Annotated in this window: 16 protein-coding genes; 11 read left to right on the top strand and 5 right to left on the bottom strand. The window is 70.5% G+C overall.

Annotated elements, in window-relative coordinates; all coding sequences use genetic code 11:
- Window positions 1-13 precede the first annotated feature (13 nt).
- Both ASC93_RS18295 and ASC93_RS18290 read left to right on the top strand, forming a co-directional pair.
- Entirely contained in the window at window positions 14-1,930 is a 1,917-nt protein-coding gene (locus ASC93_RS18295) for a bifunctional diguanylate cyclase/phosphodiesterase (RefSeq protein ID WP_056445430.1), read from the top strand.
- A gap of 241 nt (window positions 1,931-2,171) precedes the next feature.
- Window positions 2,172-2,735 (top strand): TetR/AcrR family transcriptional regulator, encoded by a 564-nt coding sequence (locus ASC93_RS18290; RefSeq protein ID WP_056445426.1) that lies wholly within the window; start codon window positions 2,172-2,174, stop codon window positions 2,733-2,735.
- Window positions 2,736-2,749: 14 nt separating this feature from the next.
- Here ASC93_RS18290 and ASC93_RS18285 read toward each other — a convergent pair whose 3' ends face one another.
- Entirely contained in the window at window positions 2,750-3,739 is a 990-nt protein-coding gene (locus ASC93_RS18285; protein WP_056445421.1) for an aldo/keto reductase, read from the bottom strand.
- A 105-nt stretch (window positions 3,740-3,844) separates the two neighbouring features.
- Between ASC93_RS18285 and ASC93_RS18280 the strand changes: the two genes are divergently transcribed.
- Together ASC93_RS18280 and ASC93_RS18275 are read left to right on the top strand one after the other, a co-directional pair.
- Window positions 3,845-4,786, top strand: a complete 942-nt coding sequence (locus ASC93_RS18280) for a LysR family transcriptional regulator (RefSeq protein WP_056445418.1) — start codon at window positions 3,845-3,847, stop codon at window positions 4,784-4,786.
- A gap of 9 nt (window positions 4,787-4,795) precedes the next feature.
- Window positions 4,796-4,993, top strand: coding sequence for a hypothetical protein (locus ASC93_RS18275; protein WP_056445415.1), 198 nt, complete (start codon window positions 4,796-4,798; stop codon window positions 4,991-4,993).
- Between the two features lie 26 nt (window positions 4,994-5,019).
- Here the strand turns inward: ASC93_RS18275 and ASC93_RS18270 are convergent, their stop codons facing one another.
- The 3 genes from ASC93_RS18270 to ASC93_RS18260 all read right to left on the bottom strand — a co-directional run bounded on the left by ASC93_RS18270 (window position 5,020) and on the right by ASC93_RS18260 (window position 7,183).
- On the bottom strand, window positions 5,020-5,952 hold the full coding sequence (locus ASC93_RS18270) for a pirin family protein (protein WP_056445413.1): 933 nt from the start codon (window positions 5,950-5,952) through the stop codon (window positions 5,020-5,022).
- Window position 5,953: 1 nt separating this feature from the next.
- Window positions 5,954-6,337 (bottom strand): OsmC family protein, encoded by a 384-nt coding sequence (locus ASC93_RS18265; protein WP_056445410.1) that lies wholly within the window; start codon window positions 6,335-6,337, stop codon window positions 5,954-5,956.
- Window positions 6,338-6,481: 144 nt separating this feature from the next.
- Window positions 6,482-7,183 (bottom strand): pirin family protein, encoded by a 702-nt coding sequence (locus tag ASC93_RS18260; protein ID WP_056445406.1) that lies wholly within the window; start codon window positions 7,181-7,183, stop codon window positions 6,482-6,484.
- Between the two features lie 238 nt (window positions 7,184-7,421).
- Here ASC93_RS18260 and ASC93_RS18255 point away from each other — a divergent pair, with 238 nt between their 5' ends.
- The 4 genes from ASC93_RS18255 (at window position 7,422) to ASC93_RS18240 (ending at window position 11,661) form a co-directional block, all read left to right on the top strand.
- Window positions 7,422-9,116 (top strand): AMP-binding protein, encoded by a 1,695-nt coding sequence (locus tag ASC93_RS18255; RefSeq protein WP_056445403.1) that lies wholly within the window; start codon window positions 7,422-7,424, stop codon window positions 9,114-9,116.
- Window positions 9,113-9,706 (top strand): NAD(P)H-dependent oxidoreductase, encoded by a 594-nt coding sequence (locus ASC93_RS18250; RefSeq protein WP_056445401.1) that lies wholly within the window; start codon window positions 9,113-9,115, stop codon window positions 9,704-9,706. The genes ASC93_RS18255 and ASC93_RS18250 overlap by 4 nt, the downstream gene beginning before the upstream one ends.
- A 48-nt stretch (window positions 9,707-9,754) precedes the next feature.
- The gene (locus ASC93_RS18245) at window positions 9,755-10,702 is read left to right on the top strand and encodes a LysR substrate-binding domain-containing protein (protein ID WP_056445398.1); all 948 of its coding nucleotides are present in this window, start codon (window positions 9,755-9,757) and stop codon (window positions 10,700-10,702) included.
- Between the two features lie 119 nt (window positions 10,703-10,821).
- On the top strand, window positions 10,822-11,661 hold the full coding sequence (locus ASC93_RS18240) for an alpha/beta fold hydrolase (RefSeq protein WP_056445395.1): 840 nt from the start codon (window positions 10,822-10,824) through the stop codon (window positions 11,659-11,661).
- 19 nt (window positions 11,662-11,680) lie between these two features.
- Here ASC93_RS18240 and ASC93_RS18235 read toward each other — a convergent pair whose 3' ends face one another.
- Window positions 11,681-11,860: a hypothetical protein gene (locus ASC93_RS18235; protein WP_056445392.1), complete on the bottom strand. Its 180-nt coding sequence runs from the start codon at window positions 11,858-11,860 to the stop codon at window positions 11,681-11,683.
- A gap of 183 nt (window positions 11,861-12,043) precedes the next feature.
- On the opposite strand from ASC93_RS18235, the gene ASC93_RS18230 reads away from it, so the two are divergent.
- The 3 genes from ASC93_RS18230 to ASC93_RS18220 all read left to right on the top strand — a co-directional run bounded on the left by ASC93_RS18230 (window position 12,044) and on the right by ASC93_RS18220 (window position 16,697).
- On the top strand, window positions 12,044-14,059 hold the full coding sequence (locus ASC93_RS18230; protein WP_157201996.1) for a sensor histidine kinase: 2,016 nt from the start codon (window positions 12,044-12,046) through the stop codon (window positions 14,057-14,059).
- Between the two features lie 63 nt (window positions 14,060-14,122).
- The gene (locus ASC93_RS18225) at window positions 14,123-15,985 is read left to right on the top strand and encodes an amidohydrolase (RefSeq protein WP_056445386.1); all 1,863 of its coding nucleotides are present in this window, start codon (window positions 14,123-14,125) and stop codon (window positions 15,983-15,985) included.
- Between the two features lie 10 nt (window positions 15,986-15,995).
- Window positions 15,996-16,697 carry a YoaK family protein gene (locus ASC93_RS18220; protein ID WP_056445383.1) on the top strand — a complete coding sequence of 234 codons (702 nt, stop codon included), beginning with the start codon at window positions 15,996-15,998 and terminating at the stop codon, window positions 16,695-16,697.
- The last annotated feature ends 95 nt before the right edge of the window (window positions 16,698-16,792 follow it).

Below are 16,792 nucleotides of genomic sequence, written 5' to 3'. Positions count from 1 at the left end.
AACAAGACATGCCATGCAGACCCCATCCATCCCGCTCGACGAAGCGCGCCGGCTGACGGCGCTGCACGCCACCCGCCTCCTCCACAGCGCGCCGGAAGACGCCTTCGACCGCATCACCCGCATGGCCAGCCGGCTCCTCGACATGCCGATCGCGCTCGTGTCGCTGGTCGACAAGGAAGACCAATGGTTCAAGTCGCGCTGCGGCATCGACATGACAGGCACGCGGCGCGAGATCTCGTTCTGCGGCCATGCGATCCTCGACCACGAACCGCTGATCGTCCCGGACGCGACGAAGGACGCGCGCTTCGCCGACAATCCGATGGTCGTGAACCCGCCGCACATCCGGTTTTACGCGGGCGTGCAACTGTACTCGATCGACCGGATGCCGCTGGGGACCCTGTGCGTCCTCGACCGCGTGCCGCGCACGCTCACCGAGGAACAACTCGACATCCTGCGCGACCTGGCGCGCATGACGGAACAGCTGATCCACTTCCGCCAGCTGGCCGCGGCCGCGCAGTCGCTGCGCTCGCACGTCTACGTCGACAACGCGAATCCCGAACTGGCGGCGGCCGCCGGCCAGGTCGAGTTCCTGCTCACGCACGACATGCTGACGGGCCTCGCGAACCGCCAGGTGCTCGTGAAGACCATCGCCGACAACCTCGATAAATGGAAGCACGACGGCGGCCACACGCTCATCGCGACGGTCAACGTCGACAAGTTCAAGCGCCTCAACGAGCTGCTGGGCCACCACGCGGGCGACAAGGCCCTCGTCGCAATCACGTGGAGCCTGCAGAACCTGCTGCGGCCGGGCGACCTGCTGGCGCGCGCGGGCAGCGACGAATTCGTCCTGCTGCTGCCCGGCCTGGGCGACGACAGCGTGGCGCGCGACCGCCTGCGCCAGTTGCTGCAGTCCGTCACGCGGGAATTCAAGACGGCCGGCGGCGCGATCCCGCTCACGTGCAGCATCGGCTACGCCATCTTCCCGGAAGACGGCGCCGACGGCGACGTCCTGCTCAACAACGCGACGATGGCCGTGCGCCGCGCCAAGGCGCTGGGCGGCGGCCAGATCCAGCGCTATTCGGAAGAACTGAGCCAGGCGCTGCAGCGCAAGCTCACGCTGGAAAACCAGCTGCGCCATGCCATCGAACGCAACGAGCTGTCGCTGAACTACCAGCCCAAGACCGACCTGCGCACGGGCGCCGTGGCCGGCCTCGAAGTGCTCGTGCGCTGGAAGCATCCGGAGCACGGCGCGATCTCGCCGGCCGAATTCATCCCGATCGCCGAGGAATCCGGCCTCGTCGTGCCGATCGGCGAATGGGTGCTGCGCGCGGCCGTGGCCCAGCGCCGCGCCTGGAGCGACGCCGGCGTGCCGGACGTGCCGGTGGCCGTCAACCTGTCGGGCAAACAGTTCCTCGGCACGGACGTCGTGGCGCTCGTCGGCACGGTCCTGCGCGAATCCGGCCTGCCCCCGCGCCTGCTCGAACTGGAACTCACGGAAAGCATCTCGATGGACGACCCGGGCCGCACCGCGGACCTGATGCGCCAGTTGCGCGAACTCGGCACCACACTCAGCATCGACGATTTCGGCACCGGCTATTCGAGCCTCAGCTACCTCAAGCGCCTGCCCGTCGACAAGCTCAAGGTCGACCGCTCCTTCGTCCTCGACGTGCACCAGAGCGCCGAATCGCTGGCGATGGTGAAGGCGATCATCGCCATGGCGCACACGCTGCACCTGGACGTCATCGCCGAGGGCGTCGAGACGGACGGCCAGCTGGCCGCGCTGCGCAGCGCGGGCTGCGACCAGATCCAAGGCGACTATTTCAGCAAGCCGCTCGACGCCGACGCCTGCGCCGCGTACCTGCGGCGGCACGGGGCGGCGGCCGCATCCCACGGTGCGGAAACGGCGCCGGCGGCCGCCGCGGCCAAATAAGCGCGGAACGCTATCGTTTTTATATCGTAAAATGGCTGTGCGGCCCGTAGATATGCCGGGACGCAACACCAATTCCGGCAAATTTCGTCAAAATCGATGGCCGGAATTGTGGAATCCCACGCAAAGCCTTACAATCGTGACACGGAACGTTGCCAAATTTCATGAGCACATCCGTTGCCAGCGGGTCCGTCGCTCCCGGCCGCACGGACCGCATTCGATTACTGCATACCGACCCATAAGCATGCGTTACACGAGTAACCATAAGGCCGAAACGCGCCAGCGCATCATCGGCGAAGCCGCGCGCCGCTTCCGCAAGGACGGCATCGAGGGCACCGGCCTGGTGCCGCTCATGAAGGCGCTCGGCCTGACCCACGGCGGCTTTTACGCCCACTTCGAATCCAAGGACGCGCTCGTGCAGGCCTCGCTGGAAGCCGCAGCCGAGCAGACGCTCGAACGCTGGCAGGCGCCGCCGGCCGCCGACCCGCCGGCGCGCGCCGTCATCGACCACTACCTGTCCGCACAACACCGCGACGAACCGGGCGAAGGCTGTCCGCTGCCCACGCTGGCCGCGGAACTGGGCCTGCGCGGCCAGCCCAGCGCCACCGCCGACGCGATGGTGGCGCGCATGACGGCATTGCTGGCCGACTGCAACCTCGCGGCCGCTCCCGGCGACGAAGGCCTCGTTGCGCTCGCCGCGATGGTCGGCGCCCTCACGCTGGCGCGCGCCGTGTCCGACCGCGCCGCCTCGGACAACATTCTCGCGGCCGTGCGCGCCGCGCTGCAACCCGCGCCGCGCGAGGACTGAGCCGCCGGCCGGCGTCAGCGATCCACCATCGCCAGCGCCTTCGCCGTGTAGCGCGCGCCGGCCACGCCGATCTGCGTCAGCGCCCCGTCCAGGCGGCGCAGGTCGTCCGCGTCGAGCCGGACGTCGGCCGCGGCCAGGTTCTGTTCGAGGTAGGTGCGGCGCTTCGTGCCGGGAATCGGGACGATGTCGTCGCCCTGCGCCAGCAGCCAGGCCAGCGCCACCTGCCCCGGCAGGGCGCCGTGCGCTGCGGCGATGTCCTTCACCAGGTCGGCGATGGCCTGGTTGCGGTCGAAATTCTCGCCCTGCAGGCGCGGATCGTTCTGGGCGCGGAAATCGTCCGCCGGATAGTCCTCGGCGCGCTTGGCCGTGCCGGTCAGGAAGCCGCGGCCGAGAGGGCTGAACGGCACGAAGCCGATGCCCAGTTCGCGCAGCACGGGCAGCACGTCGGCCTCGATGTTGCGTTCCCAGATCGAATACTCGCTCTGCAGCGCCGTCACCGGTTGCACGGCGTGGGCACGGCGGATCGTCGCGGCGCCCGCCTCGGACAGGCCGAAGTGCAGCACCTTGCCTTCCTGGATCAGGTCCTTGACGGTGCCCGCCACGTCCTCGATCGGCACGTTCGGATCGACGCGGTGCTGGTACAGCAGGTCGATGCGGTCCGTGCGCAGGCGCTTCAACGAGGCCTCGACCACGTCGCGGATGTGTTCCGGGCGGCTGTCGGCGCCGGCGAAATGGCCCTTGCCGATGACGAAGCCGAACTTGGTCGCGATCTGCACGTCGTCGCGGCGGCCTGCCAGCGCGCGGCCCAGCAATTCCTCGTTGGTGAACGGGCCGTACACTTCCGCGGTGTCGAAGAAGGTGCAGCCGAGGTCGAGGGCACGGTGGATCGTCGCGATCGATTCCGCGTCGTCGGGGGTGCCGTAGGCATGGCTCATGCCCATGCAGCCCAGGCCGATGGCGGAGACTTCCAGTCCCTGGGTTCCGAGTCGTCGTTTGGTCAGCATGTCGTTGTCCTTTCGTGGTGGGTGCCGCCGGCGGCGGCCTGTCGACAATGTAGGCCCTGCGCCTTGCAAAGAAAACACCAATAATCGCATAATCGTTTTCCAAAAATGGAAGACGAGAGCGAACGCGTGGACTGGAACGACCTGAAATACTTTCTCGAAGTAGCGCGCGGCGGCAGCCTGACGCGCGCGGCGGACGTGCTGCGCGTGAGCCAGTCGACCGTCAGCCGCCGCATCACCGAACTGGAAACGCGCCTCGCCACGCGGCTGTTCGCGCGCCACCAGACGGGCTACCACCTGACGGACGAGGGCCGCGAACTGCTCGGGCGCGCGCAGGCCGTCGAAGACAATATGCTGGCGTTCGAACGCGGCGCGTCCGGCCTGAGTCCCGCCGTGTCGGGGCTCGTGCGCCTGGCCACGACCGAGAACCTGGCGACCGACCTCGTGATCCCCGCCCTGCCCCGCCTCGTCGCGCGCCATCCGCAGCTGCGCCTGGAGATCGTCACGACGACGGCCACCGTGGAACTGGGCCGGCGCGACGCCGACCTCGCGCTGCGCGTCGTGCGCCCGACCCACGGCAACCTCAAGGCGCGCCGCCTGGGCGAGATGAGCCACGGCGTGTACGGCCACCGCGACTACCTCGCGCGCCACCCGGCGCAGGGGGGCGATCCGCTGGCCGGCCGCGCCGTCATCACGTGGGACGAAGCGCATGCGCACCTGCCGGCCGCGCAATGGCTGGCGCAGCGCGCGCCCGATGCGCACGTGGTGCTGACGGCGTCGACCCTGCGCGCGCAGATCGCGGCCGTGCGCGCGGGCCTCGGCCTCGCGGTGCTGCCCGACTTCCTCGCGACGGGAACGGATCTCGTGCGCGTGCTGGCGCCCGACCAGGTATTCAGCGACGGGGTGTGGCTCGTGATCCATGCGGACCTGGCCGCGTCGAGCCGCGTGCGCGCCGTCGCCGATTTTCTCGCCGAGGCGGTGGCCGGCGCGGACGCGGCGCTGTCCGGCCGGCGCGCCGGCCAGCCACGGGACGAGCGGGCTTCGTGTTAACATCGGGCGATGGAAAGACGAAGCGACTACAAGACCGCCTTGATGATCGAGGCCACGATCCACGAGGCCCAGGACCAGAACCGCTCGCCCGCGCGCGCGCTGGCCGCGCTGGGCGTGCCGTTCGAAATCGCGATGCGGGTGCTCACGCGGCCGGACGAGCGGCGCCATGCGGTGCCGCCGCCCCGCAGCGCCGACGCCCAGGGCTGAGCGCTGGGCTCAGTTCAGGGCTCGGTTCAGGGATAGCGCACCGGCCGTCCCGGCAGGTCGGGGAGCGGAATGAATTCGTTCTCGCCCGGCACGTGCGGGAAGCGCTGGGCTTTCCAGTCTTCCTTCGCCTGCTCGATGCGGTCGGCCGAACTGGACACGAAATTCCACGTCAGGTAGCGCGGGCCGTCCATCGGCTCTCCCCCCAGCAGCATCACGCGCGCGCCCCGGTTTGCCGTCGCCGCCAGCGTGACGACGGCGCCGGGCTTCAGCACGAGCAGCTGGCCCTGTTCGAAGCGGCCGTCGCGGCCCAGGTCGAGCGTGCCGTCGACCACGTACAGCGCCTGCTCCGGATATTCGGCCGGCAGCGTCAGCCGCGCGCCCGGCTGCAGCGCCAGGTCGACGTAGAACAGCGGCGATTGCACCGGCACCGGCGACGTCTTGCCGAAATAGCTGCCCGCGATGATGCGCGCGGTGGCGCCGTCGCCGTCGAGGATCGGCAGGTCGCCCGCGCCCGTGTGCGAAAAGGCCGGATCGCATTCTTCCTGCGCCTGCGGCAGCGCCACCCAGCACTGCAGGCCGAACAGGTTGGAGCCGGCGGCGCGCACGTCCGGACCGGTGCGCTCGGAGTGGACGATGCCCTTCCCGGCCGTCATCCAGTTCACTTCGCCCGGCTTGATGTCCTGCACGGTGCCGAGGCTGTCGCGGTGGCGGATCTGGCCGTCCAGCAGGTACGTGACGGTGGCCAGGCCGATGTGCGGATGCGGGCGCACGTCGATCCCTTCGCCGGCGTGGAACACGTGCGGTCCCATCTGGTCGAGGAAGACGAACGGGCCGACCATGCGCCGGTCCTTGTGCGGCAGCGCGCGCCGCACTTCGAAGCCGCCGCCCAGGTCGTGCGTGCGCGGGACGACGATGGTTTCCACGCCGCTCTCATTATTCCCTTGGTCGAACGTGCTCATGTCAGATGGCCTCCGTGGTGATCTGGATGGTGCCCGACAAGGTCTTGTGCACCGGGCATTTGTTGGCGATGTCGGTGAGCCGGGCCTTGGTGTCGTCGTCCAGCGCGCCGATGTATTCGATGGTGCGGTGCAGGCCGTAGGCCGCGCCTTCCTGGCCATGCCGGATCGAGACCTTGACCTCGTCCAGCGCATAGCCCTTGCGCTTCGCGTACAGGCTCACGGTGAGCGTCGTGCACGCCGCCAGCGCGGCCGCCAGGATGTCGTGCGGTTCCGGGCCGCTGTCCTCGCCGCCGAATTCCGGCTTCACGTCCGTCAGGATGCGGTGCGGTCCGATCTCGATCACCTGCTGCAGCGGTCCCGTACCGCGATGCGTCGTCACTTCCATGGCCTGTTCTCCTCGTCTCATGCGTTTGCGTGGATGTCCGCCGCCCGTATGCACAGGTTGCGGACTGATTGTACCGGGTTCACGCCGCGCCCCTGGCGGCACGGCGTGGCGCGGTCGTGTTTGACTTCGAAATACGTGCCGGGTTCAGGCCGGCAGGTCGAACAGCAGCACTTCGGCATCCTGCGCGTCCGCCAGCGCGACGACCGCTTCCCCGCCGATCTCGACGGCGTCGCCGGCGCCGAGCACGCAGCCGTTCACCGTCACGCTGCCCCGCGCCACCTGCACGTATGCCTGGCGGCCCGGCAGCAGCGCATGGTCGGCGCGGTCGCCGCCGTCCAGGATCGTCGCGAAGATGGCGGCGTCCTGGCGCAGCGAGACGGAGCCGTCGCGGCCGTCGTTCGACGCGATCAGGCGCAGCCGGCCGCGCTTCGAATCCGCATCGAAGTGCTTCTCTTCGTAGCCCGGCGCGCCGTCGGTCTCGGACGGGATCACCCAGATCTGCAGGAAGTGCACGGGCGCCGTCGCCGAGTGGTTGTACTCGCTGTGGGTGACGCCCGTGCCGGCGCTCATGCGCTGCACGTCGCCGTAGCGCAGGACGGAACCGTTGCCCATGCTGTCCTTGTGCTCCAGCGCGCCGTCCAGCACATAGGAGATGATCTCCATGTTCTTGTGGCTGTGCGGGTCGAAGCCGCGGCCGGGGGCCACGCGGTCCTCGTTGATCACCCGCAGCGGCCCGACGTTCATGTGCGCCGGGTCGTGGTAGTGGCCGAACGAGAAGGTGTGCTGCGAGCGCAGCCAGCCGAAACTGGCGACACCGCGATCCGCGCTTTTACGTACTTTCAGCATGATGTTCTCCCTGTGATTGTCAAGTCCTGCGTTCGAACGGTTCGAACACACTGCGCTTCGCGGGCTCTGCCGTCTCGCCGGCTTGCCGTCGAAAGCGCGTTTCCATGGAAAGCATTATGGTCGTTGCGGGGCGGGATGGAAAACGAGTTGTTTCATGGTCTATGATCGATTTTTTCGATAATAACGGACCGTGCGCGGACGCTACACTGTGTCGAAAGGTCAAAAACAGGAGACAGGCATGGAGCAGGCCAGCTACGTCCACGGAGCGCACCCGGTCCCCCTCATCGGCGACACGATCGGCGCGCACCTCGACCGCGTCGCCGCACGCTTCCCCGGGCGCGACGCCCTCGTCGTGCCGCACCAGGGCGTGCGCTGGGGCTGGCGCGAGCTGCGCGAGCGGGCCGACCGCCTCGCGGCCGGCCTGCTGGGCCTGGGCCTCGATCCCGGCGACCGCGTGGGCATCTGGTCGCAGAACCGCGCGGAATGGGTGCTCACGCAGTTCGCGACCGCGAAGGCCGGCCTCGTCATGGTCAACATCAACCCGGCCTACCGGCGCGCCGAACTGGAATACGCGCTGGCGAAGGTCGGCTGCCGCGCGCTGATCCTGGCGCCCGGCTTCAAGTCCAGCGACTACCTCGGCATGCTGCGCGACCTCGTGCCGGAACTGGACGCGCATGCGCCCCATCCTGCGCCCGGCGACCTGCGCGCCGCGCGCCTGCCCGAGCTGCGCCACGTGATCCGCCTGGGGCCAGGCTCGACCCCGGGCATGCTGGACTTCGACACGGTGGCGCAAGGCGCCGGCCCGGCCGACTTCGCGCGCCTGGCGGACGTCGCGCGCACGCTGCAGTTCGACGATCCCGTCAACATCCAGTTCACGTCCGGCACGACGGGCGCGCCGAAAGGGGCCACGCTCACGCACCACAACATCCTCAACAACGGCTTCTTCATCGGCGAGGCCATGCGCCTGACGGAGCGCGACCGCCTGTGCATCCCCGTCCCGCTGTACCACTGCTTCGGCATGGTGCTGGGGAACCTGGCGTGCATGACGCACGGCGCGGCGATGGTCTATCCGGGCGAAGGCTTCGACGCGGGCGCGGTGCTGGCCACCGTGCAGGCCGAGCGCTGCACGGCGCTGCACGGCGTGCCGACGATGTTCATCGCGCTGCTCGACCATCCGGAGTTCGCGTCGTTCGACCTGGCGAGCCTGCGCACGGGCATCATGGCCGGCTCGCCCTGCCCGGCGGAAGTGATGCAGCGCGTGATGCGCCAGATGCACATGGCCGAGATCACGATCGCCTACGGCATGACGGAGACGTCGCCCGTGAGCTTCCAGACCGCGGTCGACGATCCGCCCGCGTGCCGCGTGGGCACGGTCGGGCGCATCCATCCGCACCTGGAAGTCAAGATCGTCGACGCCGACGGGCGCATCGTGCCGCGCGGCGCAACGGGCGAGCTGCTCACGCGCGGCTATTCGGTCATGCTCGGCTACTGGGACGACGACGCGCACACGCGCGAAGCGATCGACCCGGCCGGCTGGATGCACACCGGCGACCTGGCGACGCTGGACGCCGACGGCTATTGCCGCATCGTGGGGCGCGCAAAGGACATGGTGATCCGCGGCGGCGAAAATATCTATCCGCGCGAGGTCGAGGAGTTCCTGTACCGCCATCCGAAGGTGCTGGACGTGCAGTGCGTCGGCGTGCCCGACCCGAAGTATGGCGAGGAGCTGTGCGCCTGCATCGTGCTGCGGCCGGGCGAGCAGGCGGACGCGGACGAGATCCGCGCCTTTTGCCAGGGGCAGATCGCGCACTACAAGATCCCGCGCTACGTGCGCTTCGTGGACGGGTTTCCGATGACGGTGACGGGGAAGATCCAGAAGTTCGTGCTGCGCCGGCAGGCAGCGGACGAACTCGGGCTGGGGGAGCGCGCATGAAGTGTCTCGTCGTCGTCGCCCACCCCGTCCATGACAGCTTGTGCCGCGCGCTGGCGCAGCACGCCATCTCCACGCTGACCGCCCACGGCCACGACGTGATCGTCGAAGACCTGTACGGCGCGGGCTTCGCGCCGGCGTTGACCGCGACGGAACGCGGGTCGTATTACGGGCCCGCGTTCGACGGCAGGGCCACGGCGCCGCACGTGGACAACCTGCTTGCCGCCGAGGCGCTCGTGCTGGTGTTCCCGACGTGGTGGTTCGGCTTCCCGGCGATGCTGAAGGGCTGGTTCGACCGCGTCTGGGCGCCCGGCATCGCGTACGACCACGCCAGCGACCTCGGTCCGATCAGGCCGCGCCTCGGCAAGCTGCGCCAGGCCGTGGCGATCACCTCGCTGGGCTCGCCGTGGTGGGTGGACCGGCTGGTGCTGCGGCAACCCGTGAAGCGCGTCCTGAAAACGGCGCTGCTGGGGACCTGCGCGCCGCAGTGCCGCTTCGGGATGCTGTCGCTGTACCGGGCCGAGTCCCTCGCGCCGCACCGGGTGCAGGCATTCCGCGCGCGCATCGGCCGGACCTTGTCGAAGTGGGCGTGACCGGCGCAATTTTGATACGATGCGCTCCCCGATCCTTCAAGCCCCCACATGCTCAGACTCAGCCTGGACGCCCTCCTCACCGTCGACACCATCGCCCGCCGCGGCAGCTTCTCGGCCGCCGCGAAGGAACTGTACCGCGTGCCGTCGACGATCTCGTACACCGTCTCCAAGCTGGAGGACGACCTGGGCGTGCAGCTGTTCGAGCGCTTCGGCCCGCGCGTCGTCCTCACGCCCGCGGGCGAGGAACTGCTGAAGGAAGGCCGCTACCTGCTCAAGGCGGCGGGCGACCTGGAAAGCCGGGTGCGCCGCGTCGCTTCGGGCTGGGAGACCGAATTCGCCATCGGCATGGATTCCGCGCTCGCGCCGCTCGGCCTGCAGGACGACATCCGGGCATTCTATGACGTGGCCGACCAGACCCGCCTGCGCATCGTGCGCGAGGCCCTGGCCGGCACCTGGGAAAGCCTGCTCGACCGCCGCGTCGACCTGCTCGTGGGCGCGGCCGGCGAAGGCCCGTCCGGCGGCGGCTACACGGCCGAGCCGCTCGGCACGATGTCGTTCGTGTTCGCCGTCGCGCCTTCGCACCCGCTGGCGCAGGTCCGCTACCGGCTCGGCAAGGCGGAGCTGACGGCGCACCGCGCGGTGTCCGTCGCGGATTCCGCCCGGGTGCTGCAGGCGCGCACCGTGGGCCTGCTGTTCGGCCAGGACACGCTGGCCGTCCCCGACATGCAGACGAAATACGAATTCCAGCTGGCGGGCCTCGGCTTCGGCTTCCTGCCCGAGGCCTGGGCCCGCGCCGACATCGCCGCCGGCCGCCTCGTCGAAAAAGAGGTCGAGGAACCCAAGCCGGACGAGACGCTGTACATGGCGTGGCGCACGGGCGAGGAAGGCGCCGCGCTCAAGTGGTGGCGCGAACGCCTGCGCACGTCGATGCCGCTGGCGCGCATGCTCGCCCTCAACTGCCCGATCGAGCGGGCAACGACCGATACCGGCAAGTAAATACCTATACGTTCGTATGACTAGACCGCCCGCGCATCCCTCCCGACAATGACCGGGCCCGGATGCGGCGGCCCGCGCCGTCCCTTCCGGCTTCCTGCCACCAACCGAAGGGACCCGCCATGACCATCACCCGTACCATCAACACCGTCACCACCCGCGACGGCACCATCATCCGCTTCACCGACTGGGGCCACGGTCCCGCCGTCGTGTTCAGCCACGGCTGGCCGCTGCAGGGCGACGCGTGGGAAGACCAGATGATGTTCCTGGCCGACCACGGCTACCGCGCGATCGCCCACGACCGCCGCGGCCACGGGCTGTCGAGCAAGCCCTGGCACGGCAACCACATGGACGACTACGCGGACGACCTGGCCCAGCTGATCGAGGCGCTGGACCTGCACAACGTCACCCTCGTCGGCCACTCGACCGGCGGCGGCGAAGTTGCGCGCTACATCGGCCGCCACGGCACCGACCGCGTCAAGCGCGCCGTGCTGGTGGGCGCCGTGACGCCGCAGATGGCGCAATCGGACGCGAACCCGAACGGCGTGCCGATGGCGGTCTTCGACGGCATCCGCCAGGGCGTGCAGGCCGACCGCGCGCAATTCTTCAAGGACCTGTCCGGCCCGTTCTACGGCGTCAACCGCGAAGGCGCCAAGGATTCGCAGGGCCTGCGCGATACGTTCTGGCTGCAGGGCATGCAGTGCAGCATCCGCGCCGCGTACGAGTGCATCAAGCAGTTCTCGGAAACCGACTTCACGGCAGACCTCAAGAAGATGACCATTCCGACGCTCGTGATCCACGGCGACGACGACCAGATCGTACCGATCGACACCACCGCGCGCCGTGCCGCCGAGCTGCTACCCCAAGGCCGCCTGCTCGTCTACGAAGGCGCCCCGCACGGCCTGCCGGCCACGCACAAGGACCGCCTGAACGCCGACCTGCTGGCCTTCCTGCGTTCCTGATCCCGCCCGGCGCGGCCGGTCATGCCGGCAGCGCCGCAGACAGGGCTTCCGCCCGCGCCGGCGCCCCTGGCGGCGCGCCGATGGCGCCGAACAGCCCCGGCATCGCAACGGTCGGTGCCGCCGGCCGCACGTCCAGCAACAGGCACAGGCCGCCCAGCAGGAGGCCCAGCATCACGAACGTCACGTAGTACCGCATCATCCTCCCCCATGCCGGGCCGGCCCCGCCCCATCAACGCACGAGGCGCCGCGCACGCCGACACGCCGCCCGCCCGGTCGCCGATACGTGCGGCGCTCATCCTTTCGTATGAGGGGATTCCCGGGCCATGCCGCGATACTGGTTCCGCTCCGGCCCAACTCCCGCCGGCGGCAATCCCGAGCGCAGATGACCCGACCGTTACCACCGACCCGACCCGCTCCCGCCCCGTACGTCCCGCCCGCCGGCGGCACGGCGGCGCCGGAGCCCTCCATTGCCGCCTGCCGGCGCGCCTGGCTGCTGCTGTGCGGCGCCGGCGTGACGACGCTGGCGGCCGCCCCGCTGCTCGGCACCGATCCGGCCTTGGCCGACGCGCTGCAGGACGCCTGCAACGCCGGCCGCCTGCCCGGCGCGCTGATCGAAGCGGAGATCGGCCGCGCGCTGCTGGACGGCCCGCGCGACGCCACCCTGCTGGCCGCCGTGCTGCTGGCCGCCGTCGCGCTCGACCGTTTCCGCGGCGGTCGCCGCGCCCTGCTGCTGGCCGAAGCCTGCGCGGCGCGCGCCCGCCGGCCCGACGCCGGCGCCGTCGGCGCTGCCGTGCTGCGCGCCCACGCGACCCTTGTCCTGGCCCGGCGCGCCCCGCTGCGCGACGCCGCCCTGGTGCAGGCCGAAGCCTGCCGCATCGAGGCCGGCCGGCCCGCCACGCTGGCCCGCAACGCCGTCCTGTGGACCGGCGTGCGCCTGCTGTGCGGCGCGCCGCTGACCGAACTGCTGCACTACGCGCAAGCCGTGCGCCAGGCCATCCCGGCAGATGGCGCGTCCGCCGCCGCGCGCCAGCTGGACGGCCGCCTCGCGCTGTTCCGCGCCCTCGCGGGCAGCAGCCACGAACCGGACTTGCCCGCGGTCGCGCCGGACGCCATGCAGTTCGGCTGCTGGCTCGACTGCCTGCAGGCCGCCTGGTTGCGCGGCCAGACGGGCGCCGCGCGGGCAGCACTGGCCGCGGCACGCCAGCTCGTCACGCCCCTCACGCCGCCGTGCGAACTGCTGCCCTATCACCTGTTCGGCGCGCTGACCCTGGCGCGCCTGCGCGGCATTCCCGGCCTGGGCGCGCAACTGCGCGACCATCGCCGCGCGCTGCAGGCCTGGGCCCGGCGCGCGCCGGACCTGGCCGGCGCCATGGCGCTGCTGGCGCGCGCCGCCGAACAGGATGCCGGCGGCGGCGCCCGCGCCCTGTGCGCCTACGAAGCCGCGGCCGCGCTGGCGCAGTCGGACGGCCAGGCGTGGATCGCCGCGCTGGCCTGGGAAGGCGCGGCCAGTCTGTGCGGCCGGCTCGGTCTCGCGGGCGCGCTGCCGGGTTACCGCCGGCTGGCGCTGGACACCTGGCGCGACTGGGGCGCGCACGGCCGCGTGCGCGCGCTGGTGCAGGCCTGGGACGCCGTGCCGGCCACGCTCGACCCCGACCAGCAGACGCGCGCCGCCCGCGCCGGCACGGTGGGAGAACTCGGCATCGCCATCGCGCACGAGGTCAACCAGCCGCTGGCCGCGATCCTGCTGCACGCCGCCGCCGCGCGGCGCTGGCTGCGCCGCGGCCAGCCCGACACGGCGCGCGCGCTGGAAGCGCTGGAACAGATCAGCGCCTGCGGACGCCAGGCCGGCGACATCGTGCGCAGCGTGCGCGGCCTGGCCAGGCGCGAAGGCGAGGCGGCCAGCACGTTCGCGCTCGACGGGGCCGTCGGCGAAGTCGCGCAACTGCTGCGCGCCCTGATGGTGCGGCAGAACGTGCAGCTGGAAACGCGCCTGCAGCTGGCGGAGCGCCAGGTCCACGCCAGCCGCGCCCAGGTCCAGCAGGTGCTCATCAACCTGCTGCTGAACGCGATCGAGGCGCTGGCGGCCGTCAGCGACCGGCCGCGCCGCATCGTGCTGGAATCGGCGTCCGCCGGCCCTGGCCTCGTCGAGCTGCGCGTGCGCGACAACGGGCCCGGCATCGCACCGGCCGACCGCGAACGCATCTTCGACGCCCTGTACTCCACCAAGCCGCACGGCACCGGTGTCGGCCTGTCGATCAGCCGCGCCATCGTCCGCGCCCACGGCGGCCGCATCGAATGCGTACCCGCCGAGCCGCACGGCGCCCTGTTCCGCGTCGTGCTGCCCGTGCGCAGCATGGCCGCCACGGCGCCCCCATCCGCGAGCCACGACCATGCCTGAAATCCCGTGTGCGGGCGGCCAGCGGGCCGCCGCAGTACCATGTCTACACTTCTGGAGAACCCCATGAACACACCCGCCATCGCCGACCTGATCCTCACCAACGGCCGCTTCCACACGCTGGACCGGTCCAATCCGCAGGCCAACGCGGTCGCCATCGGCGCCGGCCGCTTCATCGCCGTGGGCGCCGCCGCCGACGTGATGCGCCACCGCGGCGCCGCCACCCGCGTCGTCGACCTCGACGGCCATACGGTCATCCCGGGCCTGAACGATTCGCACCTGCACCTGATCCGCGGCGGCCTGAATTACAACCTCGAGCTGCGCTGGGAAGGCGTGCCGTCGCTGGCCGATGCGCTGCGCATGTTGAAGGCGCAGGCCGACCGCACGCCGAACCCGCAATGGGTGCGCGTGGTCGGCGGCTGGAACGAATTCCAGTTCGCCGAAAAGCGCATGCCGACCATCGAGGAACTCAACGCGGCCGCGCCGGACACGCCCGTGTTCGTGCTGCACCTGTACGACCGCGCCCTGCTCAACCGCGCCGCCCTGCGCGCCGTCGGCTACGACAAGACGACGCCGAACCCGCCGGGCGGCGAGATCGTGCGCGATGCCGCCGGCAACCCGACCGGCATGCTGATCGCCCGTCCCAACGCGATGATCCTGTACGCGACGCTGGCCAAGGGCCCGACGCTGCCGCTCGAACAGCAGATCAATTCGACGCGCCACTTCATGCGCGAACTGAACCGCCTCGGCCTCACGAGCGCGATCGACGCGGGCGGCGGTTTCCAGAATTATCCCGAGGACTACCAGGTCGTCGAACAGCTGGCCGCGCAAGACCAGCTGACGATCCGCATCGCCTACAACCTGTTCACCCAGAACAAGGGCCGCGAACTCGACGATTTCAGGAAGTGGACCGAGATGGTCACGCCGGGCCAGGGCACCGACTGGTATCGCCACAACGGCGCCGGCGAGATGCTCGTGTTTTCGGCCGCCGACTTCGAGGACTTCCTGGAACCGCGCCCCGACCTGCCGGCCGGGATGGAAGCGGAGCTGGAACAGGTCGTGCGCCACCTCGTCGCCAGCCGCTGGCCGTTCCGCCTGCACGCGACCTATGACGAATCGATCTCGCGCATGCTCGACGTGTTCGAGAAGGTCGACCGCGAGATCCCGTTCGCGGGCCTGCGCTGGATGTTCGACCACGCCGAGACCATCACCCCGCGCAACATCGAGCGCGTCAAGGCCCTCGGCGGCGGCATCGCGATCCAGCACCGCATGGCGTTCCAGGGCGAATACTTCGTCGAGCGCTACGGCGCGAAAGCGGCCGAAACGACGCCGCCGATCAAGCGCATGCTGGACGCCGGCGTGCCCGTCGGCGCCGGCACGGACGCGACCCGCGTGGCCAGCTACAACCCGTGGACGGCGCTGTACTGGCTCGTCTCGGGCCGCACCGTCGGCGGCCTGCGCCTGTACGACGCGGGCGCGCGCCTCGACCGCCACACGGCGCTGGAACTGTGGACGGCGGGCAGCGCCTGGTTCTCCAGCGAGCAGGGCCACAAGGGCCGCATCCAGGAAGGCATGCTGGCCGACCTGGCCGTGCTGTCGGCCGACTACTTCCGCGTGGACGAGGAATCGATCAAGGCGATCGAATCCGTGCTGACCGTCGTCGGCGGCCGGATCGTGTTCGGCCAGGGGCCGTTCGACAAGCTGGCGCCGCCGGCGCTGCCGGTACTGCCCGAATGGTCGCCCGTCGCGAAGGTGCCGGGCCACTATCGCCCCACGCAGCAGCCGGCCGCGCCGGCCATGGCCCACCAGTGCCGCGGCGCGTGTTCCGTGCACGCCCATGCGCACGACCGCGCGCGCAAGTCCGATGTGCCGGTGTCGGACTTCACGGCATTCTGGGGCGCGTTCGGCTGCAGCTGCTTCGCGTTCTGAGGAGGCCATCATGTCCATCAAACCGACCGACCTCACGCTCGGCGTCGGGCTCGGCCTGCTGGCCGGCTACATCGACACGTCCGCATTCGTCGCCCTGTTCGGGCTGTTCACGGCGCACGTGACGGGCAACTTCGTCCTCATCGGCAGCGAGCTCGCGCGGCCGTCGCACGCCGGGGTGCTGATGCTGAAATTCCTCGCGATCCCCGCGTTCGCCGCGGGCGTCGTCGTGGCGCGCCAGATGGACGTACGCTGCGCCCGCCTCGGCCACAACCCGGCGCGCCCGCTGCTGGGCATGCAGCTCGCGCTGCTGACGCTGTTCATGGCCGCGGGCGTCGCGGCGGCGCCGCTGTCCAATCCACAGGCGCCGCTGGTCCTCGCATGCGGCATGCTGGGCGCCGCGGCGATGGGCGTGCAGAACGCGGCCGGCAAGCTGCAGTTCGGCCGCATCGCGCCGACCACGGTCATGACGGGCAACGTGACGGAACTGCTGATCGACATGACGGACCTCGCCAGCGGCCGCGCCACGCCGGCCGTCAAGGCGCGCTTCGTGAAGTTCTTCTGGCCCGTGGTGGCGTTCGCGCTGGGCTGCGTCGCGGGCGGCGCCGCGTACATGACGTTCGGCTTCTGGTGCCTGCTGCCGGCGCTGGCGCTGCTGGCGTTCATGGTGCTGCTGGACTGGCAGGCGCTCGAGCCGGCGCCCGCCGCCGCGTGACCCTGGCATCGACGCGGCGTCACGCGGCGTAACGCGTGGGCGGAGGCCGCCCACCCTACCTCCGGCGCACCCGGCACGGCGCCGGCCGCCGCACG

Source organism: Massilia sp. Root335 (genome assembly GCF_001425685.1).
Lineage (GTDB): Bacteria > Pseudomonadota > Gammaproteobacteria > Burkholderiales > Burkholderiaceae_D > Telluria > Telluria luteola.
Note: the sequence above shows the minus strand (reverse complement) of the source record. Positions and strands in the feature narration are given on the sequence as shown.